Below are 24,498 nucleotides of genomic sequence, written 5' to 3' on the forward strand. Positions count from 1 at the left end.
TGGGCCCCGTAACGCCGTTCGGCGGTACGGGGCCCATCGGCGTGCTCAGGCCGGGCTCGGGCGGGCAGTCAGGAGGGCAGCAGCCACTGCTGGTTGGCGGCGCCGAAGCAGTCCCAGATCTGCAGCCGGGTGCCGTTGGCGGAGCTGGGTCCGGTGGCGTCCAGGCAGCGACCGGAGACCGGGTTCACCAGGGTGTTGCCGCCGCCGACCTGCCACTTCTGGGCGCCGGTCCCGTTGCAGTCCCAGAGCTGGATCCTGGTGCCGTTGACCGTCCCGGCGCCGGTGACGTCCAGGCACTTGCCGAGCGCCTGGAGCGAACCGTCCGCCGCCACCGTCCAGTTCTGCGCGGTGGTGCCGTTGCAGTCGTAGAGCTGGACGGCGGTGCCGTTGGCGTTGCTCGCCGCCGCGACGTCCACGCACTTGCCGCCGTAGCCGGTGATCTTCCCGCTCGGACGCGGTGAAGTGCCACCGCCGGTAATGGAGTTGAAGGTGCGGGCGAACTGGTACGGGCTCTGCGAGGTACCGCTGCAGGAGTCGGAGAGGGTGCCGTTGCTTGCGCAGGCCTTGTCCCGGCCGAGCGCCCAGAACGCCAGCAGCTGGATGCCCTTGGTAGCGGCGAAGTTGGCCAGCGTGCTGGCGTTGGCGGTGCTGAACACCTCGGCCTGGGTGTCGTTGACCCCGATCATCGGGGTGTTGCCCTCCATCGCCCAGAGCTGCTGGTCGGTCTTACCGGTCCAGATGTTCCCGAGCTGGCCGCGCAGGGCGGTGGCGGCGTCGGTGGCGGCCTTGCCCATGTCCATCGCGGGGCCGTAGTCCATGGTCATGATGTTGACCACGCCGACGTCCAGCCCCCGGCTCTTGGCGTTGTTCAGCAGACTGAGCGAATTCCCTTCCAGGCCGGTCGGGTTGACCGGCAGGGTGTAGTGCACGGCGAGCTTGCGGCCGGCCGCCGCGTACTCCTGCTGGAGCTGGGCGAGGGCCTGGTTGCGACGGTCGTTGGCGGCGGTGTCGTTGAGCGAGCCGCCTTCGATGTCCAGGTCGATCTTCGTCAGGTTGAGGGTGTCGACCACCCGCTTGTACTGGGTCTTCAGGCTGCTGACCGAGGTGCAGGCCTGGCCGAGCTCGGTGCCGGCCGCGCCGCCGAAGGAGGCGATCACGTCACCGCCGGCCGCCCGCAGGCTGTTGATCGCCGACTGCCAGCCGCCGTCGGTGATGGGCGTGTTGCCGTTGAAGGTGGCGTTGCAGCTGCCGTCGCTGATCACGAACGCCAGGGTGAAGTACTTCAGCCCGGTGGCGGCCCGGGCGTCGGCCATCGCGGACGGCGAGTTCCAGGTCTCGACGTAGGGCGCGGCGTACTGGGCGGGGAAGCCGGGGCCGGGGTTGGCGGCGGCGTGCGCGGTGGCGGCGGGGAGCAGGCCGAGGGGGACGGCGAGCAGGGCCGCCCCGGCGAGGGCGCGACGAAGCATGGGGGTCTCCTGGGGCGTGGGGGGAGCGCTCTCCGAGGGTGAGCGCCAGTGAGTCAACTGGAGTAGTCGACGGTCCGTCAAGTGGTCAGGAAAGAAGGTTTACTGATCGAGTGGCGAATTGGTGGGCTGACCTGCGGGGCTTTCAACGTTCAGAAGTTGACGGGTGATCAGCGGAAACGCGGAGCCTTGACGCGTTGCCGCGTACAGGAGTTGAATCGGCGGCCATCCCCCACCCCTTGAGGAGTTCACCGTGCTCCGATTCCCACGGGCCGCCACCGGCCTGCTCGCCGGGGCCCTGGTCGCCACCGGTCTGCTGGCCGCCGCCCCCACCGCGACCGCCGCCGGAGAGTCCGTCTCGGTCTGGCTCACCACCACGGACGACGCGGGCGGCCGTCATGTCACCCGCGGGCTCCAGCAGCAGGCCGCCGTCGCCTTCGCGGCGGCCAGCGGCGCGGGTCAGCAGATCACCGTGGACGAGGGCGTCCGCTACCAGCAGTTCACCGGCGGCGGCGCCTCGTTCACCGACACCGCCGCCTGGCTGCTGAACAGCAGCGGCGCGCTCTCGGCGGCCACCCGGGACGCCACCATGCGCAAGCTGTTCTCGCCCACCGAGGGCATCGGCCTCTCGCTGACCCGTAACCCGATGGGCGCCTCCGACCTGGCCCGGTTCGGGTACACCTACGACGACCGCCCGGCCGGACAGACCGACCCGGGGCTGGCGAACTTCTCCATCGCGCACGACCTGGCGGACGTCCTGCCGCTGACCAAGCAGGCCAAGCAGCTCAACCCGGCCCTCACCACGATCGCCAGCCCGTGGACCGCCCCGGCCTGGATGAAGGACAGCGGCAATCTGAACGGCGGCTGGCTGAAGTCCGAGTACTACGCCGCGTACGCCCAGTACTTCGCCAAGTACGTGCAGGCGTACCAGAGTCAGGGCGTGCCGGTGGACTATCTCACCGTGCAGAACGAGCCGACCTGCTGCGGCGGTTACCCCTCGATGAGTTGGAACGGCTCAGGGCTGGCGTACTTCACCAAGAACAACCTGCTGCCCGCCCTGCAGGGCGCCGGGCTCAGCAGCAAGGTGCTCGCGCTGGACTGGAACTGGGACCAGTACGCGGGCTACGGCGCCCCGGTGGTGGACGACCCGGCGATCCGCAGCCACCCCAACTTCGGCGGCATCGCCTGGCACGGCTACGGCGGTGACGTGGCGACCCAGAGCGCCGTGCACGACCAGTACCCGGCGGTGGACGCGTTCGGCACCGAGCACTCCGGCGGCACCTGGATCGCCGACCAGCAGCGCGAGGACATGCGCAACATCATCGACTACACCCGCAACTGGGCGAAGTCGGTGACCAAGTGGAGCCTGGCGGTGGACCAGAACATGGGCCCGCACTACGGCGGTTGCGGCACCTGCACCGGGCTGGTGACGGTGCAGAACGGGGGCAGCCGGGCCGGGCAGGTGGACTACACGGTGGAGTACTACACGATGGGCCACCTGACCAAGTTCGTCCGCCCGGGCGCGTACCGGATCGCCTCCACCGCCAACTCGGCGGTGCCGAACGTGGCCTGGCGCAATCCGGACGGTTCGAAGGCGCTGATCGCGTACAACGACAGCGGCTCCACCCAGAGCGTCCGGGTCAACTGGGGCGGCCAGAGCTTCGGTTACCAGCTCCCGGCGAAGACCTCGGCGACCTTCACCTGGAACGGCGGGCCGAGCGGCGGCACCGGCGGCCGGATCACCGGGCTGGCCGGCAAGTGCCTGGACGTGGCGGGCGCGAGCAGCGCCAACGGCACGGCGGTGCAGCTGTACGACTGCAACGGGACGACGGCGCAGACCTGGACGGCAGGCGTGGACGGTACGGTGCGCGCGCTCGGCAAGTGCCTGGACGTGGCGGCCGCGAACAGTGCGGACGGCACCAAGGTCCAGCTCTGGGACTGCAACGGCAGCGCGGCGCAGAGCTGGGCGCCGAACGCGGACGGCACCCTGCGGGCGCTCGGCAAGTGCCTGGACGTGACCGGGAACAGCTCCGCGAACGGGACGCCGACCCAGCTGTGGACCTGCTTCGGCGGGGCCAACCAGCGCTGGACGATGCCCGCCGCCTGACCGTCCGGTGCGGGGGTGGGCAAACCAACTGGCCTGTCCTGCCGATGCATTGACAAAGAGGCAGGTGCACGCCAGCTTTGTCCCACCCCCACACCGAGAGGCAGTTCTCATGAAGAAGCCGCTCATCGGAGCGTTCTGTGCGCTCCTGCTCGCCGGAGTGACCGCGCTGACCGGCGCCGCCCCCGCGACGGCCGCCAAGACCCCGACCGCCACCGTCGCGGCGGTGGACTTCGCGGGCACCGTGGCGCTCAGCAACTGTTCGGGATCGCTGGTCCGGATGCCCGACTCGCTGGCCACCGACCCGGCTCTGGTCCTGTCGAACGGCCACTGCCTGGAGAGCGGCATGCCGACGGCCGGCCAGGTGCTGGTCAACCGCAACTCCAGCCGGAGCTTCTCGCTGCTCAACTCCTCGGGCAGCAAGGTCGCCACGCTGCGGGCGAGCAAGATGCTCTACGGCACGATGACCGACACCGACGTGTCGATCTACCAGTTGAAGACCACTTACTCGGCGATCAAGAGCTCGTACGGGATCGACCCGCTGACCATCGCCGCCACCCACCCGGTCGCCGGGACCGCGATCAAGGTGGTCTCCGGCTACTGGAAGCGGATCTACTCCTGCAACGCCGACGCCTTCGTCTACCAGCTGAAGGAGGGCGGTTGGACCTTCAAGGACTCGCTGCGCTACACCTCCACCTGCAACACCATCGGCGGCACCTCGGGCTCCCCGGTGGTCGATGTGACCACTGGTCAGGTGGTCGCGGTGAACAACACCGGTAACGAGGACGGCCAGAGCTGCACCCTCAACAACCCGTGCGAGGTGGACGAGAACGGCACGGTGACGGTCCGGCAGGGCATCAACTACGCCCAGCAGACGTACCGGATACCCGGCTGCTTCGGCCCCGGCAACGTGCTCACCCTCACCAAGGCGGGTTGCGCGCTCCCCAAGCCGTGACCGGCGGCCTGAGGGCTGTTACAGAGTCGCCCGGTGACCGTTACACGACCGGCCGGGCACCGTGAGGTGGGGTTCCTAACGTCTGTCCTACCAACTCCCGGCCACCGGGCCGGAAGTGGTGAGCATTCGGGAGGAACTCTCATGGCAGGTATCTCGACCGTCCGGCGCGCCGTGCGTCTCGCGCTGGTCTCCGCAGGTGTTGCGGGTGCAGTGGCCCTCTCCGGTCCGGCCGCCTTCGCCGACGGCACGCCGTCGGCGGCTCCCGCCACCCCGGGGTCGGGCCCCTCCGTGTCGGCTCCGGCGGGCACCGGGGTCAAGCCGACGGCGGCGCCGAGCACGCCCGCCAAGGCCGGGGACGCGCAGGTCAAGGTGGTGCCCAAGGGCGGCGCGCAGACCGGCGAGGCCGACAACGGCACGTCCACCGGCACCCTGGTCGCAGGCTCCGGCCTGGCCGCAGTGGGTGCGGCCGGGATCGGCTTCGCCATCGTGCGTCGCCGTGCCGGCGTACAGCGCTAGCCGTAGCCGTCGTCGCCGTCGCCCCCTGTGGGCGCCGGCGGCCACGGCCGGCGCGCTCGCCCTCACCACCGGGATCGTGCTGCTCGGCGGTTCCCCCGACCATCCGCCGGTGCGGATCAGCACCGCGCTGTCGGCACCGGCCGACTCCCCGTCGGCCGCCGTCCCGCCGAGTACTGCTCCGAGCCGGGCGGCGACCGGGCCGGCCGCGCCGCCGGTCCGGCTGACGATCCCTCGGATGGGCGTGGACGCGCCCGTCGAACCGAGCGGGCTGAACGCCGACGGCACGGTGGAGGTCCCGCCGATGGACCGCCCTGGCCAGGTCGGCTGGTACCGCAACGGTCCGGCCCCGGGCCAGACCGGTCCGGCTGTACTGCTCGGCCACCTGGACACCCGCAAGGGCCCCGCGGTCTTCAACCGCGTCCGCGAGCTCCGGCCGGGCGACCGGATCGAGATCCGCCGCCAGGACGGCAGCAGCGTCGCGTACCGGGTGCGCGAGCTGCGGCAGTTCGCCAAGAACGAGTTCCCCACCGAGCTGGTGTACGGCGACACGGACACCCCACAGCTGCGGCTGATCACCTGCGGCGGCACGCTGTCCGGCAACGGGCACTACACCGACAACATCATCGTGCTCGCCGACCTGATCCCCTGAGCGCTGACGGACCGTCGGGCCCGGCCGCTCCGTGTGTCAGGCAGACTGGACCACCGACCCGGCCCCCGCTCCCGAAAGGCGCACCCGACGTGAGGACATGGCGCACCGTCCTGAGCTGGAGCATCGCCGTACTGGCGGCGGTCGCCGCCGTCTCCGGCTGCGGCGCCGCCGGGCGGCTGCACGACGCGGGCCCGGCCAGTCCGATCGCCGTCCGCCCGAGCCCCCAACTGCTGTGGGCCGCAGTCGAGACACCCTCCGTACCGGTGGCCGAGGCGGCCGACCAGGCGCCGCCGCCGACCCCGCTGCCGGGCATCACCGTGCCGGGCGGTGACCTCCGCGCCGTCCAGGCCCGGAGCGTCCTGGAGAAGGACCCGGCGCTGCGGGGCGAGGAACTGAAGGCACTGACCGGGTGTCAGGGGTGCACGGTGCGGCAGGCGGAGTACCGCGACCTCGGTGGGGACGGCGGGGCGGAGCTGATAACCGCCGTGCTGACCGGCTCCGAGACCGGCTACCTGCACGTCTACACCCTGCGGGACGGGCGGCTGTACGCGGTGCTCTCCCAGCGGGTGGTGGCCGGCTTCACGGCCGAGACGGTGGGCCAGGACCTGGTCGTACGCGAGCCCATCGGCCCGCAGGCCCGGACCGACACCACCTACCGCTGGACCGACCTCAGGCTGGCCCCGCTCACCGGCCCGGCGGCCGAGGCCACCCTCTGCGAGCCGGTCGGGGTGGCGCCCTCGGCCGCGCCGACCAGCCATCCGAAGGCCGGCAGCCCGGAACCAAAGGTCTCCGTCGTCCCGACCCTCCCGCCGGGCAAGGGCGCGGGCCCCGTACCGGCGAAGCCGAGCTCATGAGCAGCCCCGTGAGCACCCCCGCACCCGCTGCCCCGCGCATCCTGCTGGTCGAGGACGACGAGGTGATCCGCGAGGCCACCCGGATGGCGCTGGAGCGCTACGGGTTCCCGGTCGACACCGCCGCCGACGGGCTGGAGGGCCTGGAGAGCTTCCGCGCGCAGCGGCCGGACATCCTGCTGCTCGACGTGATGCTGCCGCTGCTCGACGGTGTCGGGCTCTGCCGCCGGATCCGGGAGGAGAGCCAGCTGCCGATCCTGATGATGTCGGCCCGCACCGAGCCGATCGACGTCATCTCCGGCCTGGAGGCCGGGGCCGACGACTACATCACCAAACCCTTCGAGACCGCCGTCCTGGTGGCCCGGATCCGCACCGTGCTGCGGCGCACCAGGACCGTGCCCGAAGCACCCGCCGAGACACCCGCGCCGGAGTCGTCGCGCGCCGTCCGGGTGATCGACGACCTGGAGGTCGACACCGAGGCGATGGAGGTCAAGGTGGCGGGGCGTCAGGTACCGCTCACCCCGACCGAACTGCGGCTGCTGCTGGAGTTCACCGCCGCGCCCGGCATCGTGTTGGAGCGTCAGACCCTGCTCGAACGGGTCTGGGACTACTCCTGGGGCGCCGACAGTCGGGTGGTGGACGTCCACGTGCAGCGCCTGCGCGCCAAGATCGGGGCGGCCAGGATCGAGACCATCCGGGGTTTCGGCTACAAGCTGCGGCGGTCCGGGTGAACCTGCGCCGTCAGATCGCCGCGACCGTTGCGCTGGTCTCCTTCCTGGTCGCCATCACCGTCGGGCTGCTGGTGCACCGCGCCTCGGTCGCGCAGCACGTCGAGCAGTCCCGGAAGTCGGCCGAGAACGCCCTCGACTCGGTGCTGGCCGGCTACTCCCACACCGGTGACCTGGTCGGCTGGAACGCTGCCGCCGACGACCCCGGAATCCCGGTGGAGCTGCGGCGGCTGGCCGAGCGGGGACACCGCGGTTCGCAGCTCGGCCCCGGCCCGGACGGAACCGCGATGTGGGCCGCCGGCCGGATCGGCACCGGCGTCCCGCCCACCCGGGTGGTCTCCGTCCGCCTGGACTACGCCGACGACCAGGAGGCCATCGCCCAGCTCGACCGGACCATCCTGATCTCGGCCACGCTGTCCGTCGCCGTCACCGTGCTGGCCGGGGTCTTCGCCGCCGACCGGATCAGCAGCCGCCTGCGGACGGCCGCCCGCACCGCCCGCAGCATCGCCCAGGGCGATCTGACAGCCCGGATCGGATCGCTCGGCCGCCCCCGCGACGAGGTCGCCGAACTCGCGGCGGCGGTCGACTCGATGTCCGCGGTGCTGAGCACCAAGCTGGCCAACGAGCAGCGCTTCACCGCCGACGTCGCCCATGAACTGCGCACCCCGCTGACCGGGCTGCTGACCGCGGCCGAACTCCTGCCGCCGGGCCGCCCGACCGAGCTGGTGCAGGGCCGGGTCCGGGTGCTGCGCAGCCTGACCGAGGACCTGTTGGAGGTCTCCCGCCTGGACGCCGGAGCCGACCGCCTCGAACTCTCCGTCGTGCCGCTCGGGCCGGTGGTGGCCCGGATGGTCGCGGCCGCCGGGGCGCCGACCGAGCTGCTGGTCGACTCCGACACCCAGGTCACCACCGACGTCCGCAGGCTCGACCGGATCCTCGCCAACCTGGTCGCCAACGCCCATCGGCACGGCCGCGCCCCGGTCCTGGTCCGGGTCGACGGCGCCACCCTGACGGTCCGTGACCACGGGCCAGGCTTCCCCGAGGCGATCCTGCGCGAGGGCCCGCAGCGGTTCCGCACCGGCGCCCGCGAACGGGGCCACGGCCACGGTCTCGGTCTCACCATCGCGCAGGGTCACGCCGAGGCGCTCGGGATCACGCTGCACCTGCGCAACGACCCGGCCGGCGGAGCCGTCGCCGAGCTGCGCCTGCCGACGGACTGACGCGCGCCCGCTGTCCTGCTCGACCCGGCGTACCACAGGCCCCGACCGCGGCGAGCTGCGCGGAGTCGGTCAGGACTGTTCCGCAGACTCGAACACGACGTTCCAGGCCGTAGTCAGTACCGCGGCGGCATGACTGTCCACCAGGTGCGGCGCACCGAAGGCCATCGCCGCATCGAGGAGCGCACCGAGGGCCGTCCGCCAGGGATCCAGCAGAACCTCGTCGCCGTCCTCGTCGATGGTGAACGACCCAGCGCGGCAACGGAGCTCAGCGCTTGTCCTGACGGTTTGCCAGAGGACGGAGAACCCACATCCGATCGGTGATCCCGAAGGGGCGGCCCCGTGGATCGACAGGGTCGATGCGTGATCCTGGTCCCGGTAGTGCGCGGTATCCCGGAGCTCAGCGAGCCACCGGTGCCATGCCTTGCTGTACTCCTGGCCGGCTGCGGGGTGACGGGCGGACGCAAGCGAGCGCGCACCTTCCTCGTCCAGGGCGAGCCCGGCCGCGAGGACTCGGATCACCGCGTCGCCGTGCGGACCGAAGAGCAGCGACGGGGAGATCTCCTCCCGTAGGTCGACAGCGAAGGCGCGGGTGTAGCCCGCGTCAGGCCGCAGGTTCTCGCCGGCCCGCGCCATTGCGGCACGTTCCTCGTCCGTTGCCGGAGGCACCACCTCGGCCCGGAACAGCCGCCCTGGCCATCGGGTGACGAGAACGCGTTCCAGCGTGTGGTCGACCACGATCCACGGCGGCTCGAACGATGGCAGCATCACCCGATCGCCGACTGTCGCCACCTTCAGGTAGTCGGGGTCCTTGGCGGTGACAAGGACGAAGCCTGCCACCGTGTCCCCGTCCGCGAGCTCCCCCACCGTCATCGCCGCCACCCCGAGATCAACAGCCGCTCAGCCTTCGTCCGCACGAACGTACCGGGCTCCAGCCTGCAGTGACAACGCTCGACGTTCGGGGGCACAGGACACAACCTGCCATCCTGCATCCAGCTCTGGTCGAAGCTGTGAATCAGTGCTTCAATTCTTGCTGTGGCATACCGACGCACCCCCGCTGTACAGGCCAGGCTCGACGCCCAGCGCGTGGTCGTGCTGGCATCCGCCGTGGACCTGCTGGCCGAACGCGGCTACGCGGGCTGCTCGATGGCCGCCGTCGCGGACCGGGCCGGGATCGCCACCGGCAGCATGTACCGGTACTTCGCGGGCAAGGCCGAGCTCTCGGTCGAGCTGTTCCGGGTCGTGGTGCTCCGCGAGGTGGCCGCCGTCGAGACGGCCGTCGCCAAGGCCGAGGCCGACGGCGCGGGCCCGCACGGGCGGGTCGCCGCCGTGGTGCGGACCTTCGCGGCCCGGGCGCTCAAGGCGCCCCGGCTGGCCTACGCCCTGCTGGCCGAACCGGCCGACCAGGTGGTGGACGCCGAGCGGCTGGTCTTCCGCCGGGCGTTCCGCGACCTGATCGCCGCCCAGATCGCCCCGGCCGTCGCCGACGGCCGACTCCCGGACCAGGACGCCCAGTTGACCGCTGCCGCCCTGGTCGGCGCGATCGGCGAGGCATTGGTCGGCCCCCTCGCGGCCGGCCGGGCCCAGGACGACCTGATCCCCGCCCTGGTCACTTTCACCCAGCGCGCCCTTGGAGGGCACAATGCCGACGCATGAGGTCACCAACCAGGTGCCCGACCTGTACGGCCACGACGTGGCCGCCGACCCGACCCTGCTGGCCGCCCTGCACCGGGCCGGCGCGGGCTGGGCCGAGCCCCGGCTGCACGATCTCGGCCGGCTCGCCGGGACCGAACAGGCCGCCGACTGGGGCCGGTTGGCCAACGACAACCCGCCGGTGCTGCGCACCCACGACCGGTACGGGCACCGGATCGACGAGGTGGAGTTCCACCCCGCCTGGCACCAGCTGATGACCGTCGCGGTCGGGCACGGCCTGCACGCCGCCCCCTGGGCGGACACCAGGCCCGGCGCGCACACCGCGCGGGCCGCCGGGTTCTACGTCTGGGGCCAGGTCGAGGCCGGGCACAGCTGCCCGGTCTCGATGACCTACGCCTCCGTCCCCGCACTCCGCGCCACTCCCGAACTGGCCGCGCAGTACGAGCCGTTGCTCACCGCCACCGAGTACGACTTCGGCCTGCGCGAGCCGCACGGCAAGCGCGGTCTGATCGCGGGCATGTCGATGACCGAGAAGCAGGGCGGCTCGGACGTCCGGGCCAACACCACCACCGCGACCCCGCACGCCGACGGCACGTACCGGATCACCGGCCACAAGTGGTTCACCTCGGCCCCGATGTCGGACCTCTTCCTGACGCTCGCTCAGGCACCGGGCGGGCTGAGCTGCTTCCTGCTGCCCCGGGTGCTGCCGGACGGCGGCCGAAACCGTCTGCTGATCCAGCGGCTCAAGGAGAAGCTGGGCAACCGCTCCAACGCCTCCGCCGAGCTGGAGTACGACGGAGCGGTCGGCTGGCTGGTCGGTGAGGAGGGCCGGGGTGTGCCGACCATCATCGAGATGGTCAACATGACCCGGCTGGACTGCACGCTGGGCGCCGCCTCCGGGATGCGGCTCGGCGCGGTCCGCGCGCTGCACCACACCACCCATCGCCGGGCGTTCGGCGCCGCGCTGGTGGACCAGCCGCTGATGCGCAACGTGCTGGCCGACCTGGTGGTCGAGTCGGAAGCCGCCACCGCCGTCGCCCTGCGGCTGGCCGAGGCCACCGACCGGGCGCTGGCGGGGGACCAGCAGGAGGTGCTGGTCCGGCGGCTCGGCCTGGCGGCGGCCAAGTACTGGGTCTGCAAGCGCGGTCCGATGCACGCGGCCGAGGCGCTGGAGTGCTTCGGCGGCAACGGCTACGTGGAGGAGTCCGGTATGCCCCGGCTCTACCGGGAGGCCCCGCTGGTGTCGATCTGGGAGGGCTCGGGCAACGTCGCCGCGCTGGACGCGCTGCGGGCGATGGCCCGTCGGCCGGAGACCGTGCAGGCCCTGTTCACCGAACTGGACGCCGCAGCCGGGGCGGACCGCCGACTGGACGCCGCCGTGACCGTGCTGCGCAAGCAACTCGGCGACACCGCCGAGATCGAGTACCGCACCCGGCGGCTGGTCGAGCAGATCGCACTGGTCTTCCAGGGCTCGCTGCTGGTCAGGTACGGCGACCCGGCGGTGGCCGACGCGTTCTGCGCCTCCCGGCTGGGCGGCGACCACGGTGGCGCCTTCGGCACCCTGCCGACCGGGGTGGACACCGCCGCCGTGCTGGCTCGGGCGGAGGCCGTACCGGGTGTCTGAGGTCAGCTCTGAGGTCAGCTCTGAGGCGGCCGAAGTACAGGCGTTCTGGCGGGAGTTGGGACTGCCCGGGCTGATCGACGTGCACACCCACTTCATGCCGGAGCGGGTGCTCGCCAAGGTCTGGGCCTACTTCGACGCGGCCGGACCGCTGATCGGCCGGCCCTGGCCGATCTCCTACCGCCAGGAGGAGCAGCAACGGCTGGAGCAGCTGCGGGAGTTCGGGGTGCGGGCGTTCACCGCGATGCTCTACCCGCACAAGCCGGGGATGGCCGCCTGGCTGAACGGCTGGGCCGCCGACTTCGCCGCCCGCACCCCGGACTGCCTGCACACCGCGACCTGCTTCCCGGAGCCGACCGCCGAGGAGTACGTCGGCAAGGCGCTGGCGGACGGCGCCCGGGTCTTCAAGATGCATCTCCAGGTGGGTGGTTACGACCCGGCCGACCCGCTGCTGGACGGGGTGTGGGGGCAGCTCGCGGAGGCCGGGGTGCCGGTGGTCACGCACTGCGGCTCCGGACCGGTGCCCGGTAACCACACCGGGCCTGGACCGATGAGTGCGGTGCTCGAACGGCATCCCCGGCTGCGGCTGGTGGTGGCCCATCTGGGGCTGCCCGAGTACCAGGAGTTCCTCGCCCTGGCCGAGCGCTTCCCGGAGGTCCGGCTGGACACCACCATGGCGTTCACCGACTTCACCGAGGAACTCTCGCCGTTCCCCCGGGAGTTGCTGCCCCGGCTGGCCGCCCTGGGCGACCGGGTGCTGCTCGGTACCGACTTCCCGAACATCCCCTACCGCTACCTGCACCAGCTGCACGCGCTGGCCGGGCTCGGCCTCGGCGAGGACTGGCTCCGGGCGGTCTGTCACGACAACGCCGCCCGGCTGTTCGGGCTGGACCGAGCGGTCGGGCCGGGGTGATCCTCCGTCAGGAGGTCAGGCGCCGGTGGTCGAACCCGGGCGGATCACCATCAGCACGACGACCACGGCCCACAGCAGGTTGAAGACCCCGGCGGTCATCGGCAGCAGGCGCAGGCCCTTGGTGGCGCGGCTCTGCTCGTCGGCGTTCTCCGGGGCGTCCAGTGCATCGACGGTGGCCTGCTGGCCCGGGACCACGAACAGCAGCAGCAGGGCGGCCGCGACGGTGGTCAGCACGATCGAGGTGATCAGCCAGGGATCGCCCATCACGTCCATCACCTGGGCCGTGCCGATGCCGAGCAGCGGTACGGCCAGACCGAGCATCGCGTAGACCTGGGTGATCCGGTGCAGCAGCCGGACGGAGGCGGCGGCCTGGAGCTGCCCGGGGCCTTCGGTCAGCGCGGCCTGGGCGCGGCGCGGGAACATGCTCACCGCGACGGCCACCGGGCCGATGAAGAGCACCGAGGCCAGCACGTGCAGGCTCAACAGCAGCTTGGCCATGGGGAGTCCTTCCGACGACCGATCGGATCCGAACCTAACACCCGGACGGAGTAGTTCCGCAGGGTGGGTGGCGGGATCGGGATCGGCCGTCGGGAGGATACTGCGGGGCTCGCGGTGGGGCAGATCAAATATGGACGAATCAGTGCATTGAATAGGTCGGTCGAGCCGCCTTCCCGGCGGACCACTGCCGATCGGAGCAGTCCCGTGCGTCACCTCCCGGTCCAACCGGCCCAGCAGCGTTCGCCCCTGGGCCGGCGGCTGGCCCTGGTGGCCGCAGCCGCCGTGCTGCCGGTGGCGGCGCTGAGCGTACTGGGGACCGCCGCCCCGCTCTCCCCGCCGCTCGGTCCGTGCAGCGGCCCGGACTGCCCGAGCGTCTGGCTGCCGCCGAACAACGGCAACGTGGTCGGCCGGGACGCCACCATCAACGTCTTCGTCGGCGGCGACTACTCGGTCCAGGGCCGGGCCGCCGAGGTCGAGGGCAAGGTGGTCGCACTCGGTGACCTGACGGTGAACAAGGACGGCGGCGGTCTGTTCAACATGGCCGTGGCCGGGGTCGGTTCACGTGTGGTGCCGCCGGACGGCACGGACTTCGTCACCGTCGGCGGCAACGTCACGGTGCAGCCCGCCAACACGGTGGAGATCGGCGGCACCTCCGACCTCCTCGGCACGCTGGCCTTCGGCAACCTCCGCTACGGCGGCACCCTGACCGGCACGGTGAACGTGGTCCCGACCGGGCAGACGATCCAGGACGCCACCGCGAAGAACCAGTACGCGGGACTGCCCGACCAGATCGCCGAGCTCTCCACCTGCGCGGGCACCGCGACCGCCAACGGCACGGTGACCGTCTCGGGCAACCAGGTGACCTTCACCGGGGACGGCACCAGCGCTCGGCAGATCTTCAACGTCCCAGGAAACATCGGGTCGTTGACCACCGCGGCCGACCTGGTCATCGCGGGCATCCCGGCCGGGGCGACCGTGGTGATCAACATGCTCGGCACCGACCCGGTCATCAACACCAACACCGGTACCGGGCTGGCCGGTGACCCGTTCACCGACCTGCGCTCGCGGCTGATGTGGAACTTCCCGAACGCCACCAGCTCGACCATCATGGGCGGCGCCCAGTTCCAGGGCTCGATGATGGCCGCCAACCCGGCCGGGACCACGATGATCAGCACCCCCGGTTTCAACGGCCGGGTCTACCTGGCGGGCAACCTGGTGCAGCTCGGCAGTTCGGGCAGCGAGGTGCACAACTACGCGTTCGACGGGGACCTGCCGGAGTGCGCCACCCCGACCCCGACCCCCAGTCCTTCGGACAGCAGCACCCCGACGCCGACTCCCACGCCGAGCCCCTCGGAGAGCACGTCCAGTACCCCGACCCCGACCCCCAGCCCGTCCGAGAACACCCCGGCGCCCAGCAGCTCCACCCCGGTCCCGGAGAGCTCCAGCGCCGGGCCGAGCGGCTCCGCCTCCGCGAGTGCGTCCGCGAGTGGCGGCTCCCAACTCCCGGGCACCGGAGCTGGATCGGCCGTCCCGCTCGGACTGGCGGCCGGCGGGCTGGTCACCGCAGGTGGGGTCGCCTTCTGGGTCGCCCGCCGCCGGGGTCGCCACAGCTGACGCCGGCCGCAAGGCTCAGCGCTCGGCGAAGAACCGTTCCACGCTGTCGCGCCGGTCGGCGAACTCACCGAGGGGTTCGCCGACCACCCGGCCGGCCAGCTCGACTGCCAGCATGCCGACGTCGGCCCGGAGTTCGAGCTCGGCCAGCTCACGGTCGACCGACAGCGTCGCCCGGCCGGCCGTCACCAGAGCCTCCCGCTCGGCCAGGCCCTCGGCCCGGGCCGCCGCGACCAGGGCGGCACCCTCCTCGGCCGCCTCCTGGCGTATCCGGGCGGCTTCGTGGTGCGCCTCGTTGAGCACCTTGCGGTACTCGGCGTAGGTCTCCCGGGCCGCCGTGCGGAGCTCCTCGCTGTAGTCGAGCCGGCCCTCGATCGCGTCGTGGCGATCGGCCAACGTCCGCTCCAGGCGGGGGAACAGCACCCGCCCGAGCACCAGCAGGATCACGGCGAACAGCGCGAGGCCGAACACCATCGAGGGCAGGTCGGGCTTGAGTGGGCCGATGTCTATATCCATACCGGAACTGTACGATCTGATGTTCCGTCATGTCCGGTGAGTGGCACTTCCGGTACGGAAGACTCCGTCGGAACCGGTGCGCGCGAGGCCACGCTGTGCGACGATCTCGTGACGTTCGTACGGTGATCCGGCCAACGCTCGGTGGGGGAAGTCTTGTCGGAGTACACGGAGTTCGTGACCGCCGACGGCGCGGTGGTCCGGGTCGAGCGGCAGCAGTCGTCCGCCGCCCCGGACGAGTTCGGGATGCGGCCTGTCGGCCGGGGTGCGGCAGCCGCAGCGGGGGTCGAGCGCGCGGGCGAGACCTTCGAGCAGGCGCTGGCGGGGGTCAGGGCGGCCGCCGGAGCGGCGCTCGCGGTCTTCCGGGACGGCAGCCTGAAGCCGGACGAGGTGGAGATCGAGTTCGGGGTCAAACTCACCACCGAGGCGGGGGCGTTGATCGCGCGGACCGCCGCCGAGGCCCATCTCACCGTCAGACTCAGCTGGGCGCCCGGACGTTCGGCCTGAGTCCGCCCGATGGCGAATCCGTACTGGCTGGCCCGGATCAGTGTCGGCGGGCCCGACCCGACCGTCGGCGCGGGAGTGCTGGTCACCGACCGGCTGGTGCTGACCTGTGCCCACGTGGTGCACGGCCGGGCCACCGCCGAGGTCAGGCTGGTCAACCGCCCCGACCACCCCGAGCTGTCGGCCACCGTGCTGCGCCGTGGCCCCTGGCCGAGCGGACGGCACGGCCGGGACGGCACCGGGGACGTCGCCGTGCTCGAACTCGCCGCCCCGGTGCCGGACCGGGTCGCCCGGCCCGCGCCGTTCGCCCCGCTGCACCACTGGGACCGGCCGCCCTACCCCGGGCTGACCGCGCACGGCTTCCCGCTCGACCACGAGGCCGGGCGGAGCAGTGAGATCCGGCCGACCCGGGGCGGCATGCTGATCGGCGGCGAGCTGGTGCAGCTGGAGCACGACACCCACGGCATGCCGCTGTCACCCGGCTTCAGCGGCGGCCCGGTGGTGGACTCGGCCAGCGGTGAACTGGTCGGCATCGTGACGGCGGCTCAGGACACCCTGGACCGCCCGCCGGTGCCGGGCCGGGACGGCAGGGTCCGCCCGGCCGTCCGGCTCGGCCAGATGCTGCCCGCCGGGGCGCTGGCCCGGTACGTCCCCGAGCTGGCCGACCTGATCCCCGGCGCGGCTCTCCCGGTCGACCAGGTACGGGAGTTGCGCGCCCTGGTCGCTGCGGCCGGGCCGGTCGCCGACCCGCTGGAGCTGTACCGGGCGGCCACCGCCGCGCAGGGCCTGCTGGACCCGCCGACCCGGCCCGCGACGCTCTGGGAGACCTGCTGGTACCTGCTCTCCGAGGTCACCGAGGTGCCGGGCGCCGCGCACCACCCGGTCCGCGAGTTCGCTGGACTGCTGGCCGCCGCGGCCACCGATCCGGCGCAGCGCGAGCGGCTGGACCGGCTGGCAGCCGGCGCCGACAGTGGGGGAACGGCGGGCGAGCGGTGGCGGCCAATCCTGGTCGAGATCGGCCACAGCGGCGCCGGCCGGAGGAAGTTCACCGTCGGGGTCCGCACGGTGCGCGGCGGGGAGTACGGGCCGCCCCGGCTGCGCACGCTGGGCCAGTCGGCGCTGCAGGGCGAGGTGCTGGCCGAGATCGACCGGCAGCTCGGCCTGCTGGCGGCGGACGGTGCCGAGTTGATCGTCTTCGTGCTGCCCCGCACCCTGCTCACGGTGCCGGTGCACGGCTGGACCGGCAAGCGGTCGTTCGGCCCGCTCGGCGCCGACCACGCCGTGGTGGTGGTGGACCGCCAGCGCCGGGACAGCGCGGTGGACCGCCGCAAGCTGGAGATGAACTGGGCGCTGCGGAAGTCCGAGCGGCGCACCGTGGTGCACCGGGTGGAGTGCGCCGAGCCCGGCGAGCCCCGGGCGCTCTACCACCTGCTCGGCCCGGTCGAACGCCCGCAGCTGCCCGCCCTGCCGGGCCTGCCGAAGGACCGCCCGTACGGCCCGCTGCTGGACGCCGCGCTGAGCGCCGGGGCGCACGCGGTGATCTGGCCGGAGTGGAGCTGCGGTGAACGGCACCACCCCGGACGGAACTGCCGGGGCAGCCGCTTCACTGCCAGACTGGCAGTGGAACTGGCCGGCACCCCACCAGGAGAACTGCCGTCCCGGATCAAGGAGTTGCGCCACCAGGCGGAGGAGAGCGGAGACCCGGCCGGGCACTGGGCGGCCGGCCTGGTCCTGCTCTGGGAGGACCCGCAGCTGCTGCCCAGCCCGCACCGACCGTACCCGGTCGCCCCGACCGTCCGTCAGTCCCGCCCCGGCGCGGGTGAGTAGCAGGAGAGTCAGCACGATGCCGCTGCAACGGATCTACCGGGGCGCCGAGCACCCCCACGACGGCCTGGCCGACCTCCCCGCGCCGCCGCCCTGGCGCGCCTTCGACGGCGGCCCCGAGCTGCCCACCCCCGAGGCCGCGGCCGATCCGGGCGCCGCCTCGGCCGGTCACCGGGCCGCCACCTTCCGCCCCACCCCGGAGACCGTCGAGCTGGTCAACGCCGCCCTCCACCTGCGCCGCCCGCTGCTGGTCACCGGCCCGCCCGGCAGCGGCAAGTCCAGCCTCCCGTACGCGGTGGCCCGGGAGTTGGGCCTCGGCCCGGTGCTGCGCTGGAACATCACCAGCCGCAGCGCACTGCGCGACGGCCTCTACCAGTACGACCCGCTGTCCCGGCTCTACGCCGCCAACCAGGCAGGGCCGGACGGTGCGGGCGCGGGCCTGGAGGAGCACCTGCGGCTCGGCCCGCTGGGCACCGCACTGCTCCCGTACCGGCGGCCCCGGGTGCTCTTGATCGACGAGATCGACAAGGGCGACCTGGACCTGCCCAACGACCTGCTGCACGTGCTGGAGGACGGCCAGTACGAGATCGACGAACTGGTCAGGGCCGCACCGCAGTTGCCCGAAGCCGAGGTGCTCACCGCGGACGGGCTGAGCCGGGCGCGGGTGCGCGGCGGGCGGGTGCGCTGCCGGGCCTTTCCGTTCACCGTGCTGACCAGCAACGCCGAGCGGGAGTTCCCGGCCGCCTTCCTGCGCCGCTGTGTGGTGCTGGAGCTGCGCCGGCCCGAGGGCAGCGAACTCGAGGAGATCGTCCGCTCGCACCTGCCGTCGGCGGACCACGCCCTGGTGGCCGAGATCCTCCAGGTCTTCCTGGACCGGCGGGCCGAGGGCGAGTTGGCCACCGACCAGCTGCTGAACGCGATCTACCTGACCGCCCGGCCCGAACTCGCCGACCAGGCCGACCGGGCGGCACTGGCCGCCCGGGTGATGCCCTACCTGAGCAGAGGCCGGGACGACGATGACTTCTGAGCGGCGGGGAGCCATGGACCGGCTCGCCGCGCTGCTCACCGGTCTCGGCCGCCCCGAGCCGGACCCGGTGGAGCTGGCCGAGCTGCTCTGGCTGGCGGCCCGGAGCGAGCGCACCCCGGACGGTGCGCCCGCCGACCGCCCCGGCGGCCGGGCCGTGCCCGGTGCTCTCGGTCCTGACGGACCGTCACCAGGCGTCCCGGTGGAGCCGAACGGCCCGCTGCTGCCACTGCACCTGCCGGTCGCCGACCCGGCCGACGGGACGGCCGCCGCCGGTACGGTGGCCACCCCGAGCGCGCCGATGCTGGCCCGGCCGCTTGACCTGCAGCGCGCGCTGCGCCCGCTCAAGCGCCAAGTGCCCGACCCGCGCCGTGCGTTGCTGGACGAGGACGCCACCGCCGACCGGCTGGCCGAGGCGCTCCGCGGCCCCGACCCGGTGCACTGGCTCCCGGTGCTGCGGACCGGCACCGAGCGCTGGCTGAGCCTGCGGCTGGTGCTGGACTGCGGCCCGACCATGGCGCTCTGGCGCCCGCTGGCCCGCGAGCTCGCCCTGCTGCTGCGGCAGACCGGCGCGTTCCGGCAGGTCGGCTCGGCCCGGCTGGCCGCCGACGGCACCCTGGCCGGGGCGCAGCCCGGCCCGCGGGTGGTGACCCTGGTGCTCAGCGACGGCATGGGGCCGCAGTGGCGCCCGGGCCCGGCGGGGGAGCGGTGGTACCGGACGCTGGGTGCGCTGCTGCGGCGTGGCCCGGTCGCGGTGGTCCAGCCGCTGCCCGAGCGGCTCTGGCCGCTGACCGCGCTGCCCGCCGTGCCCGGGGTGCTCGGCGCGCCGGAGGCCGGGGTGGCGAACTCGGGGTACGGCTTCCGGCCGCTGGAGCGCCCGGTCGGCCCGGGTCCGGTGCTGCCGGTGCTGGAGGCGGACCCGGAGTGGGTGGCGAACTGGGCCTCACTGGTCGGTAGTTCGGGCGGCGCCGAGGTGGTCGGCGCGGCGCTGCGGATCGGCCCGGTGCCGGTCGGAGTCGAGGGGACCCCAGCGGCCGGTCCGGCCGGGCAGGATGCCGAGGAGTTGGTCCGGCGGTTCCGTGCGGTCGCCTCCCGGGAGGCGTACACGCTGGCCGGGCTGGCCGCGCTCACCACACCCGCGCTGCCGGTACTGCGGCTGCTGCAACGGGCCGCCTTCGCCAGGCCCCGGCCGCAGCAGCTGGCCGAGCTGGTGGTGAGCGGGCTGCTGACCGAACGGCCCGGTCAGCAGGACAGGTTCGAATTCCGGCCGGGCGTCCGCGAGTTGCTGGTCCACACGCTGCCCAGGTCGGTCACCCACCAGGCGGTCGGTCTGCTGATCCGGGTCGGCGAGCAGATCGCCGCCCGGGCCGGTCTGGTGCCGAACGAGCTGGCCGCGATCGCCGCCACCGACACCGAGGGCGCCCCGCTCACCGCCGAGACCCGCCCGTTCGCCCTGGTCAGCCCAGCGGCCCTGGGCATCGTCGGCCTTCGGGAGCCGGTCGCCGCCACCGTCGAGACCGCCCGGATCGGCCCGCGCGGCGCCCGGGCGGTGCTGTTCGCGCCGAACCAGAGCCCGGAGGAGGTGGAGCGACTGACCGAACTGGCCGCCGCCCTGGGCAATCCGGAGCTGGTCGGGATGCGCCCCGAGCACATCTGGCTCGGACTGCTGGGCACGGTGGAGGACTTCCGGCTCGCCCTGCGCCGTGCGGACCAGGAGGCGGACAGCATCCTGCTGGTGTACCTGGCGGGCTGGTCGGCCGAGATCGAGCCGCTGCTCGGCGAGCTGCTCGGGCACCGGCGCAGCCTGGTGCTGATGCTCGATCTGGTCGGCGGGAGCGCGCCGAAGCTGCCGTACCCCCGGGTGGTGATGCTCCGTCGGTCGTCCGACCGCTCACTGGCCTCGGTGTGCATCGAGGTGCTCAGGACCGGCCGGTTCGGCGGGCCGCCGGAGCTGGACCTGCGGGACTTCGCGACGGAGCTGGCCGAGCGGGCCGACCCGGGCGTCCGGCTTCAGGTCGAGCTGCCGGAGCCGATGCTGTTCACCCGGAACCCGGCCGGCCAGCGCTACTGCTACCTGGGCCGGGCACCGGGGGACGACCCCGCGGTGGACCGGTTCCTGGCCGATCTCGGTGAGGAGGTCTGGCAGCTGACCGACCTGGCGGTGGCGACCAGACAGCCGGGCTCGGTGGCCCGCTGCGAGGTGTTCGTCCCGCTGTACGAGCGGGAGTACTTCCGCAGCGCCCGCTGCGGCCGGGAGTGGGCCGCCTTCGCCCGCCGGACGGACCTGTCCCGGGGGTTCGTCCCGGTCTTCGGGCGGCCCATCGGGCACCTCGAACTTCCCTACACCGCCCGCCAGTTGAACTACCGAGACCAGCAGTACGGGGACGACTACGCCAGGCTGGGCCTGTTCGGCCTGCCGCCGCAGCAGTACGAGCTCGCCGTGCACCGGATCGCCGCCCGGATCGTCGAGGTGGCCGAGCGGCACCGCATCCCGCCCGGCCACCCGGTCGACCTCGGTACGCTGCCGAACGCGTTCAGGTGACCTCGCCGCGCTGCCCGAACCGCTCCTCGCGCCACTCCTCGGACTCCAGCACCTCGGCCAACTGCCGGGCAGCGTCCCAGACTTCGGTGTACGACAGGTAGAGCGGGGTGAAGCCGAAGCGCATCAGGTCCGGCGCCCGGAAGTCGCCGACCACCCCGCGCGCGATCAGCGCCTGCACCACCGGGAACCCGTCCGGGTGCCGCAGCGCGACCTGGCTGCCACGCCTGGCCCGCTCGCGCGGCGTCACCACCTCGACGCCGTACTTGGCCAGCGGCTCGACCAGCTCGATGAACAGGTCGGTCAGCGCCAGGCTCTTCGCCCGCACCTCCGCCAGGTCCACCTGCTCCCAGATCTCCAGGCTGGACTCCAGCGCGGCCTGCCCGAGCAGCGAGGGTGAGCTGGTGAGGAACCGGCCGATGCCCTGCACCGGCTGGTAGCCCGGCTCGAAGTCGAACGGCCTGGCATGGCCGAACCAGCCGCTGAGCGGCTGCTCGGCCTCGGCCAGGTGACGCTCCGCCACGTACAGGAAGGCGGGCGAACCCGGGCCGCTGTTCAGGTACTTGTAGGTGCAGCCGACCGCGAAGTCGACGCCGTTGGCGTCCAGCTCGACCGGCAGCGCGCCGACCGCGTGGCAGACGTCCCAGATCATCAGCGCGCCGGCCGCCTGGACCTGACGGGTGATCGCCGGCAGGTCGAGCAGCTCGCCGGTGCGGTAGTCGACCAGCGAGAGCAGCACGACGGCGGTGTCCGGGCCGAGCCGGTCGGCCAACTGGTCGGCGGAGTCCAGCAGTTCGGTGCGCGCCGCGCCGCCGGAAAGCGAGCTGACGCCCTCGGCGATGTACAGGTCGGTCGGGAACGCGGCCCGCTCGGCCAGCACGGTGGACCGGCCGGGCCGCAGCCGGAGCGCGGCGGCCAGCACCTTGAACAGGTTGACCGAGGTGGTGTCACAGACCACCACCTGCCCGGCGGCGGCACCGAGCAGCGGCGCCACCCGCGCGCCGAGGGTGTGCGGCTTGGCGAACCAGCCCGCCTCGTTCCAACTGCGGATCAGCTGCTGCCCCCACTCCTGCTCCACCACCTGCCGCACCCGCTCGGGCGTACGGGCCGGGAGCACGCCGAGCGAGTTCCCGTCCAGGTAGATCAGGCCCTCGGGCAGCACGAACTCGGCGCGGAAGTGCGCCAGCGGGTCGGCGGCGTCGAGTGCGGCGCACTCCTCGCGCGTACGGGTCACAGCGAGTTCCTCACGTTCCACAGCTCGGGGAAGACGTCCTGGTCGGCGGACTCCTTGAGCCAGCTCAGGCCGCTGGAGCCGCCGGTGCCCGGCTTGGCGCCCATCGAGCGCTTCACGGCCGAGTAGTGCCGCTGGCGCCAGCGGGTCACCCGCTCGGCGGTGTCCAGCAGCGATTCGCCGAGCCGGGCCAGGTCGGCCAGCGCCGGGTCGGTGTAGACCTGCCGCCAGGCCGCCTCGACCTGCTCGGTCGGCCGGTAGCGGGCCGGGCCGCCGGTCACGTCCACGGTCAGCCCGCGCCGGGAGAGCAGCGCCAGCACCTCGTCGTACAGGCTCGGGGTCTCCAGCGCGGCGACCAGCTCGGCGTGTACGGCGGGCACGCCCTGGTACATCGCCAGCAGCCGCTCGCTCTTGTTGCCGAGCAGGAACTCCAGCCGCAGGAAGGCCGAGGACTGGAAGCCGCTGGCCTCGCCGAGCACCGGGCGGAAGGCGTTGAACTCCAGCGGGGTCATGGTGGCCAGCAGGTCCCAGGAGTTCACCAGCACGTCCTGGGTGTGCTGCCCGCGCCGCAGGGCGGCCAGCGCGGAGGTCAGGTCGTCCTCGCGCAGGGCGTGCTGGGCGGTGGTCCAGTCGTGCCGCAGCAGGTCGAAGAGCAGCTCCATCACCTGGGTGCTGATGATGAACGACAGCTCGGCGTCCACCTTGCTGCGCGGGTGCTGGAGGCTGTGCAGCACGTCCAGCCGGACGTACTTGGCGTAGGGGGTGCCGACCTCGGGCTCGTCGGCCGGGCCGAAGCTGAGTTTGGGCGTACTGACCTCGGACTGACCCGGCATGGTTCCTCCTGTGCTCACCACCCGCCATCGGGCGGCCCCCATTGTGCGGCGGGCGGGCCGCCGGATTGAATGGGCGACGGATGCGGGATCGGCCGGTCGGCTTTTCGGACGGAAGGTCTTTTCCGGTCCGGCCTACCGAACGGAAAGGACCGCCATGGACGCCGTGGACCGACTGCTGCTGGCCGAACTGCAGGGTGATGCCAGGCTCTCCTACAACGAGCTCTCCCGCCGGGTCAGGCTCTCCTCCCCGGCCGTGGCCGAGCGGGTCCGGCGGCTGGAGGCCGACGGGGTGATCAGCGGCTACCACGCGCACGTCGACCCGGACCGGGCCGGGCTGAAGGTCACCGCCCTGGTGCAGATCCAGTGCTACGGGCCGCGCTGCGTGCTCCGCGACCCCGAGGTGGCGTCCTGGCCCGAGGTGCTCCAGCTGCACCGGGTCACCGGCGGGGCCTGCTGCGCGCTGCTGGTGGCGGTGGCCGGGATGGCCGAGTTCGAGCAGCTGATCGACCGGCTGGGGGGCTACGGGCAGCCGTCCAGCTCGATGATCCTCTCCAGCCCGGTGCCCTGGCGGCCGGTGCAGGTGCCCTGACGGCGGGTCAGTACAGGCCCTGGACGGAGAGCTCGGCGAGCCCCGAGATGAAGAGCTCCACGCCCACCGCCGCGAGCAGCAGGCCGAGCAGCCGGGACATTACCTCCAGCAGGGTCTGGTGGCTGTGCCGAAGCGGCCGGGAGAGCACCAGGACGCAGATGCAGTTGACCGCCACCACCCCCAGGTAGGCGCCCGCCAGCGTGGTCCGCCAGCCCCAGTCGTCCCGCTCCAGTGAGCCGACCATCAGCGCTGTCATCGCCAGCGGGCTGGCGATGTAGGGGAGCAGCAGTTCCCGGAGGCCCTCCAGCAGCTGGTTGGGCAGCTGGTCCGCGTACTCGTCGCCGCCCAGGTGGAGGCCGAGCACCAGTGCGACGGCGTAGATGAAGAAGATCACCCCGCCGGCCAGCTGGAGCGACCAGTCGTCGATGTGGAAGAAGTTGGTGAGGAAGGGCGCCGAGTACTCCACCGCGACACCGACCACGGCCGCCAGCCCGGTGGCCACCAGGGTCAGCTGCACCAGCTCCTTGTGCGTGCGGGTGCGCGCCAGCCGGGCGAAGGCCAGCAGGACCTTGGGCGGTCCGACCACCGCGAACAGGATGACGAAGGTGCTGGGCAGGTCGAAGTCGTGCATGGCTCCCAGCATGCGTCAGCGGGGGCACGCA

At 72.7% G+C, this 24,498-nt stretch carries 23 protein-coding genes; 16 read left to right on the forward strand and 7 right to left on the reverse strand.

Going from position 1 to position 24,498, the window contains the following annotated elements; genetic code table 11:
* Window positions 1-68: 68 nt before the first annotated feature.
* Window positions 69-1,466 carry a chitinase gene (locus ASC99_RS32765; RefSeq protein ID WP_057238923.1) on the reverse strand — a complete coding sequence of 466 codons (1,398 nt, stop codon included), beginning with the start codon at window positions 1,464-1,466 and terminating at the stop codon, window positions 69-71.
* A gap of 250 nt (window positions 1,467-1,716) precedes the next feature.
* Between ASC99_RS32765 and ASC99_RS32770 the strand changes: the two genes are divergently transcribed.
* From ASC99_RS32770 to ASC99_RS32800, 7 genes are all read left to right on the forward strand, one after another.
* Entirely contained in the window at window positions 1,717-3,570 is a 1,854-nt protein-coding gene (locus tag ASC99_RS32770) for a ricin-type beta-trefoil lectin domain protein (RefSeq protein ID WP_057238925.1), read from the forward strand.
* A gap of 109 nt (window positions 3,571-3,679) precedes the next feature.
* Window positions 3,680-4,522, forward strand: a complete 843-nt coding sequence (locus tag ASC99_RS32775; protein ID WP_057238927.1) for a serine protease — start codon at window positions 3,680-3,682, stop codon at window positions 4,520-4,522.
* 141 nt (window positions 4,523-4,663) lie between these two features.
* Complete coding sequence (locus ASC99_RS32780) at window positions 4,664-5,038, forward strand: hypothetical protein (RefSeq protein ID WP_057238929.1); 375 nt, start codon at window positions 4,664-4,666, stop codon at window positions 5,036-5,038.
* The gene (locus ASC99_RS32785) at window positions 5,019-5,687 is read left to right on the forward strand and encodes a class F sortase (protein WP_082598818.1); all 669 of its coding nucleotides are present in this window, start codon (window positions 5,019-5,021) and stop codon (window positions 5,685-5,687) included. The genes ASC99_RS32780 and ASC99_RS32785 overlap by 20 nt, the downstream gene beginning before the upstream one ends.
* A gap of 89 nt (window positions 5,688-5,776) precedes the next feature.
* Window positions 5,777-6,541: a hypothetical protein gene (locus tag ASC99_RS32790; protein WP_057238931.1), complete on the forward strand. Its 765-nt coding sequence runs from the start codon at window positions 5,777-5,779 to the stop codon at window positions 6,539-6,541.
* Entirely contained in the window at window positions 6,538-7,269 is a 732-nt protein-coding gene (gene cseB / locus ASC99_RS32795) for a two-component system response regulator CseB (protein ID WP_057238932.1), read from the forward strand. Before ASC99_RS32790 ends, cseB begins: the two co-directional genes overlap by 4 nt.
* Window positions 7,266-8,486, forward strand: coding sequence for a HAMP domain-containing sensor histidine kinase (locus ASC99_RS32800; protein ID WP_057238935.1), 1,221 nt, complete (start codon window positions 7,266-7,268; stop codon window positions 8,484-8,486). Before cseB ends, ASC99_RS32800 begins: the two co-directional genes overlap by 4 nt.
* Before the next feature lie 69 nt (window positions 8,487-8,555).
* On the opposite strand, the gene ASC99_RS32805 is transcribed toward ASC99_RS32800, so the two are convergent.
* Window positions 8,556-9,356 carry a hypothetical protein gene (locus tag ASC99_RS32805; protein WP_057241198.1) on the reverse strand — a complete coding sequence of 267 codons (801 nt, stop codon included), beginning with the start codon at window positions 9,354-9,356 and terminating at the stop codon, window positions 8,556-8,558.
* 162 nt (window positions 9,357-9,518) lie between these two features.
* On the opposite strand from ASC99_RS32805, the gene ASC99_RS32810 reads away from it, so the two are divergent.
* From ASC99_RS32810 to ASC99_RS32820, 3 genes are read left to right on the forward strand one after another with little or no spacing between them, the layout of a single operon-like run.
* Window positions 9,519-10,139, forward strand: a complete 621-nt coding sequence (locus ASC99_RS32810) for a TetR/AcrR family transcriptional regulator (protein WP_057238939.1) — start codon at window positions 9,519-9,521, stop codon at window positions 10,137-10,139.
* Window positions 10,126-11,760 (forward strand): acyl-CoA dehydrogenase family protein, encoded by a 1,635-nt coding sequence (locus ASC99_RS32815; protein WP_057238941.1) that lies wholly within the window; start codon window positions 10,126-10,128, stop codon window positions 11,758-11,760. Before ASC99_RS32810 ends, ASC99_RS32815 begins: the two co-directional genes overlap by 14 nt.
* Window positions 11,753-12,670, forward strand: a complete 918-nt coding sequence (locus ASC99_RS32820) for an amidohydrolase family protein (protein ID WP_057238943.1) — start codon at window positions 11,753-11,755, stop codon at window positions 12,668-12,670. Before ASC99_RS32815 ends, ASC99_RS32820 begins: the two co-directional genes overlap by 8 nt.
* A gap of 15 nt (window positions 12,671-12,685) precedes the next feature.
* On the opposite strand, the gene ASC99_RS32825 is transcribed toward ASC99_RS32820, so the two are convergent.
* Entirely contained in the window at window positions 12,686-13,168 is a 483-nt protein-coding gene (locus tag ASC99_RS32825) for a DUF2269 family protein (RefSeq protein ID WP_057238944.1), read from the reverse strand.
* A 204-nt stretch (window positions 13,169-13,372) separates the two neighbouring features.
* On the opposite strand from ASC99_RS32825, the gene ASC99_RS32830 reads away from it, so the two are divergent.
* Window positions 13,373-14,782: a choice-of-anchor A family protein gene (locus ASC99_RS32830; RefSeq protein WP_162257949.1), complete on the forward strand. Its 1,410-nt coding sequence runs from the start codon at window positions 13,373-13,375 to the stop codon at window positions 14,780-14,782.
* Window positions 14,783-14,797: 15 nt separating this feature from the next.
* On the opposite strand, the gene ASC99_RS32835 is transcribed toward ASC99_RS32830, so the two are convergent.
* Window positions 14,798-15,295, reverse strand: a complete 498-nt coding sequence (locus tag ASC99_RS32835) for an ATP synthase F0 subunit B (RefSeq protein WP_063857255.1) — start codon at window positions 15,293-15,295, stop codon at window positions 14,798-14,800.
* Between the two features lie 153 nt (window positions 15,296-15,448).
* On the opposite strand from ASC99_RS32835, the gene ASC99_RS32840 reads away from it, so the two are divergent.
* From ASC99_RS32840 to ASC99_RS32855, 4 genes are read left to right on the forward strand one after another with little or no spacing between them, the layout of a single operon-like run.
* A complete protein-coding gene (locus tag ASC99_RS32840) occupies window positions 15,449-15,799 on the forward strand; it encodes a CU044_2847 family protein (RefSeq protein WP_057238946.1) in 351 nt (116 codons plus the stop codon).
* A gap of 9 nt (window positions 15,800-15,808) precedes the next feature.
* Window positions 15,809-17,623, forward strand: a complete 1,815-nt coding sequence (locus ASC99_RS32845; protein ID WP_057238949.1) for a trypsin-like peptidase domain-containing protein — start codon at window positions 15,809-15,811, stop codon at window positions 17,621-17,623.
* A gap of 16 nt (window positions 17,624-17,639) precedes the next feature.
* Window positions 17,640-18,647, forward strand: coding sequence for a MoxR family ATPase (locus tag ASC99_RS32850; protein ID WP_057238951.1), 1,008 nt, complete (start codon window positions 17,640-17,642; stop codon window positions 18,645-18,647).
* Window positions 18,648-18,660: 13 nt separating this feature from the next.
* Window positions 18,661-21,186 (forward strand): SAV_2336 N-terminal domain-related protein, encoded by a 2,526-nt coding sequence (locus ASC99_RS32855; RefSeq protein WP_057238953.1) that lies wholly within the window; start codon window positions 18,661-18,663, stop codon window positions 21,184-21,186.
* Here the strand turns inward: ASC99_RS32855 and kynU are convergent.
* Window positions 21,179-22,417 (reverse strand): kynureninase, encoded by a 1,239-nt coding sequence (gene kynU / locus ASC99_RS41530; RefSeq protein ID WP_057238955.1) that lies wholly within the window; start codon window positions 22,415-22,417, stop codon window positions 21,179-21,181. The two genes, ASC99_RS32855 and kynU, sit on opposite strands and share 8 nt — an antisense overlap.
* Complete coding sequence (locus ASC99_RS41535; RefSeq protein WP_057238957.1) at window positions 22,414-23,247, reverse strand: tryptophan 2,3-dioxygenase; 834 nt, start codon at window positions 23,245-23,247, stop codon at window positions 22,414-22,416. The genes kynU and ASC99_RS41535 overlap by 4 nt, the downstream gene beginning before the upstream one ends.
* A gap of 154 nt (window positions 23,248-23,401) precedes the next feature.
* Here ASC99_RS41535 and ASC99_RS32870 point away from each other — a divergent pair, with 154 nt between their 5' ends.
* Entirely contained in the window at window positions 23,402-23,836 is a 435-nt protein-coding gene (locus tag ASC99_RS32870; protein ID WP_057238959.1) for an Lrp/AsnC family transcriptional regulator, read from the forward strand.
* A gap of 7 nt (window positions 23,837-23,843) precedes the next feature.
* On the opposite strand, the gene ASC99_RS32875 is transcribed toward ASC99_RS32870, so the two are convergent.
* Window positions 23,844-24,467 carry a MarC family protein gene (locus ASC99_RS32875; RefSeq protein ID WP_057238961.1) on the reverse strand — a complete coding sequence of 208 codons (624 nt, stop codon included), beginning with the start codon at window positions 24,465-24,467 and terminating at the stop codon, window positions 23,844-23,846.
* Window positions 24,468-24,498 lie beyond the last annotated feature (31 nt).

It is taken from the genome of Kitasatospora sp. Root107 (genome assembly GCF_001424875.1).
Lineage (GTDB): Bacteria > Actinomycetota > Actinomycetes > Streptomycetales > Streptomycetaceae > Kitasatospora.

What these genes read in the sequence shown, in the direction of transcription:
- ASC99_RS32825 (WP_057238944.1), bottom strand. Translation starts at nt 13,168, where the DNA reads ATGGCCAAGCTGCTGTTGAGCCTGCACGTGCTGGCCTCGGTGCTCTTC.
- cseB (WP_057238932.1), top strand. Translation starts at nt 6,538, where the DNA reads ATGAGCAGCCCCGTGAGCACCCCCGCACCCGCTGCCCCGCGCATCCTG.
- ASC99_RS32780 (WP_057238929.1), top strand. Translation starts at nt 4,664, where the DNA reads ATGGCAGGTATCTCGACCGTCCGGCGCGCCGTGCGTCTCGCGCTGGTC.
- ASC99_RS32805 (WP_057241198.1), bottom strand. Translation starts at nt 9,356, where the DNA reads ATGACGGTGGGGGAGCTCGCGGACGGGGACACGGTGGCAGGCTTCGTC.
- ASC99_RS32775 (WP_057238927.1), top strand. Translation starts at nt 3,680, where the DNA reads ATGAAGAAGCCGCTCATCGGAGCGTTCTGTGCGCTCCTGCTCGCCGGA.
- ASC99_RS32765 (WP_057238923.1), bottom strand. Translation starts at nt 1,466, where the DNA reads ATGCTTCGTCGCGCCCTCGCCGGGGCGGCCCTGCTCGCCGTCCCCCTC.
- ASC99_RS32835 (WP_063857255.1), bottom strand. Translation starts at nt 15,295, where the DNA reads ATGGATATAGACATCGGCCCACTCAAGCCCGACCTGCCCTCGATGGTG.
- ASC99_RS32855 (WP_057238953.1), top strand. Translation starts at nt 18,661, where the DNA reads ATGGACCGGCTCGCCGCGCTGCTCACCGGTCTCGGCCGCCCCGAGCCG.
- ASC99_RS32875 (WP_057238961.1), bottom strand. Translation starts at nt 24,467, where the DNA reads ATGCACGACTTCGACCTGCCCAGCACCTTCGTCATCCTGTTCGCGGTG.
- ASC99_RS32870 (WP_057238959.1), top strand. Translation starts at nt 23,402, where the DNA reads ATGGACGCCGTGGACCGACTGCTGCTGGCCGAACTGCAGGGTGATGCC.
- ASC99_RS32815 (WP_057238941.1), top strand. Translation starts at nt 10,126, where the DNA reads ATGCCGACGCATGAGGTCACCAACCAGGTGCCCGACCTGTACGGCCAC.
- ASC99_RS41535 (WP_057238957.1), bottom strand. Translation starts at nt 23,247, where the DNA reads ATGCCGGGTCAGTCCGAGGTCAGTACGCCCAAACTCAGCTTCGGCCCG.
- ASC99_RS32850 (WP_057238951.1), top strand. Translation starts at nt 17,640, where the DNA reads ATGCCGCTGCAACGGATCTACCGGGGCGCCGAGCACCCCCACGACGGC.
- ASC99_RS32845 (WP_057238949.1), top strand. Translation starts at nt 15,809, where the DNA reads ATGGCGAATCCGTACTGGCTGGCCCGGATCAGTGTCGGCGGGCCCGAC.